The sequence below is a fragment of the Pseudomonas sp. CAU 1711 genome, assembly GCF_039888625.1.
Taxonomy (GTDB): Bacteria; Pseudomonadota; Gammaproteobacteria; order Pseudomonadales; family Pseudomonadaceae; genus Aquipseudomonas.
The window spans coordinates 1-2,720 of sequence record NZ_JBDQQT010000036.1 but is presented as its reverse complement, the minus strand read 5'-3'; the positions used below and the strand labels follow the sequence as shown (position 1 = coordinate 2,720).

Here is a 2,720-nt window from a genome sequence, read left to right as displayed (position 1 = left end):
CGGCGGCCAGAAACACCGAAATGAGCGAGCCATCTGGTCGATTTTGACCCACTGGCCGCTTTCAAAATTGGCGAAGGCCGAAGTCAGCCAGAAAAACCGCTCTACTTCAGACCTTCCCTAGGTTTTGATCCCATGCCCAGTGACTGTTGGGCGGTGTCTTCCAATCCTTCGTACCGCAGTAGCCATGCTGGATTGCTGGTGCCGGTGTCTACGTCATTACTTTCTTCTAGGGGCCCCGGTCCGCCCGCCAGATCTGCGCCCAGTCTTATCCCCGGACTGCCAAGGCAGCTTGAATTTTTCAAGATCCATTCCGTGAGTCGACCAGTGCATCGATTGCGTCGAGTGAGAAGTTTTCTTCAACGATCAGAGCCAAATCTACACTTGCGGACCCTGGGTCGAAACGCTGAGCGGGAATCGGCATTGAGGCCGGCAACTGCAACTCTATGTGTTCAAATGGGAGGCGGAGCAGCGATGAAGTCCCACCCTGCCATCGTGGCCCAAAGCGGTAAACGGCATAGTACATGATTTTTGCTTTGCCCTCCTCTACGCCGCTGCAGCGCATGGCTTCATAAAACATGCGATGGGTAGACTGCCAGGTTCTATTTTGACTAACGCAGTAGAAGTCATGCACCACTGACGCATTCCTATAGAGACCTTCAAACGGCCCACCAATGACTGACCAAAATGGCCTAGGAATTGACGCGCCATCTACAATCGTATCGGCAGGCACGGGCCACTGAGTGCCATTCTGGGCAATATATGTGTATGGCAATTTAAGTCGCATGTGACGACCATTCGGCAGCCACTCTGTAAGCAGTGCTCCTTCGAACCGGCCATAACTACCAATGTTACTTGTGTAATAGTGTGTAGCGTCCGGCGCCCATGCCAATGCTAATGGCCGCAGAATTGCAACACGATCACTGCGGCGTGTAATAGGTCGAATTCGCACCTCAGCACCCTTGCTCCGCGCCTTCTCAGGGGTGGTTGTATCCATCCCTCCACCTCCGGCCTCAATCATCTGCTGATCCCCCCATGCAAGAGCAACATGGGTCACAGCCTCATTCTGTCCATAAAAAACAAGATCAGCCAGTTCGCTATCTGCGAGCCCTACTGATTGACTATGGCGCTCTTTCATAAAGTGTTTATAGAGCCCCGCGGCGGACTGGTCACCAGGCGGGTCAAGATTTAAATGAGCTAAAAGTGACTGAACCAGGCCAGAACAGTCATAGGAGTCCGGCCCGTTGCCTCCCCAGATATATGGCCTTCCAAGTTCAGCTTCACAAAGTTTGCGAAACTCAATTCGGCTCAACATGATCGCTCTCCTTTGGGGGATTTACTTCTGCGCATATCGCCCAGGACCTGCCCCCTGAGCATCAGCATCCAGACAAAAGACCGTATCTCTCAAATACGCTTTGACAACAGGCCAGTCCTCTTGGTCATCCATGAATCGCAAGATGGTTGCACTTGCATTAACAGGGTGCTGTTCCTTTGTGAATTTCTGACTTTTCATTGCCGCACGAGTATCAGCCACTCCATGAAGGTCTGGGTTCTGTTTCCCGTATGAATGAAATTCAATAACTCGCCCGAGCGGACACTTTTCTGAAGGTTCAAAATTTCGTAGCGCATGTGCGTCCGAGTACGAGTCTTGGATTAGGTGCAAGAGTGAGCCAATAGCCATTTCCTGGAAATGATCTTTCCGCTCTAGCCTATACTTAGGCCCAAAAAGATACGAAACCGTCCAGCCAGGCTGATTCTTAAAATGCTCTTGAAAATGGCTTGTTTTGACATCAGACAATAGCGTCTGCGTATTAATTCTACGGATCGCAACCGCATAAGAGAATTCAGCCCAATCAAGAATATGCTGACGCGTAACCTGAGCAGCCTCTTGATTTGATGTTGCCATGGCATGCAGGAACTGAAGGTCACCATAATGACTTCGATACTGCATGTAGTATGTTTTATTAAGAGTTTTTCTTTCCCCTCTTAAATTGAGGCCGTATTTAGCAATTCGATTTGCATCCTTCATCCATACCCCCCACTTGCCAACATGAGCAAACAGGAGTTGATTAGGATCGTCATTCCACCAAACCCCTCGGATAAGGGAGTCGTATTTATTCCCCTTTTTCGAACCCGTAGGGATAGGCCCCATTGTAGTACAGGTTAGTGGACTTCCATCTACGCCCACTGAAACAGCGGCACAGACTCGAGCTCTATTTGTTATCTCCTCATGAACTGACTCGCTGACCATCACTGACACTGATGGAGACCTAGATACCCAATACTTATTCTCCAGTGGATTTATTTGGTAAGCATCGGCAATAGAGCTGAACAACAATACCCAAAGCGCCACAAGTGAAATAAGGCCACCATCGGCAATCCGCTTAATGTGCATTACCATCAAAGGCCTCCCGCTTCCGAAAAGAGTCGCGATTAAAATGCTGGCTTTGCTGCAGACTAGTTGATCTCGGCTCAGATACGTCAAGTCCGCTCCTGAAGTAACCTCACCTATATGCAACCTCTTTCAGGAGATCGTCACGCTAGTCACATAACTTGTAGCCAAGGAAAATCGATACGACTTTGGGCCAGACAATTGAGGTTAGGGAAGGTCTGAACTAGACCGGTTTTTCTGGCTGACTTCGGCCTTCGCCAACTTTGAAAGCGGCCAGTGGGTCAAAATCGACCAGATGGCTCGCTCATTACGGTGTTTCTGGCCGCCGCAA

At 49.8% G+C, this 2,720-nt stretch carries 2 protein-coding genes; both read right to left on the bottom strand.

Going from position 1 to position 2,720, the window contains the following annotated elements:
* Positions 1 to 298: 298 nt before the first annotated feature.
* Positions 299 to 1,312 (bottom strand): DUF1353 domain-containing protein, encoded by a 1,014-nt coding sequence (locus tag AAFN46_RS20515; RefSeq protein WP_347810546.1) that lies wholly within the window; start codon positions 1,310 to 1,312, stop codon positions 299 to 301.
* Positions 1,313 to 1,333: 21 nt separating this feature from the next.
* Positions 1,334 to 2,398, bottom strand: coding sequence for a hypothetical protein (locus tag AAFN46_RS20510; RefSeq protein WP_347810545.1), 1,065 nt, complete (start codon positions 2,396 to 2,398; stop codon positions 1,334 to 1,336).
* Positions 2,399 to 2,720 lie beyond the last annotated feature (322 nt).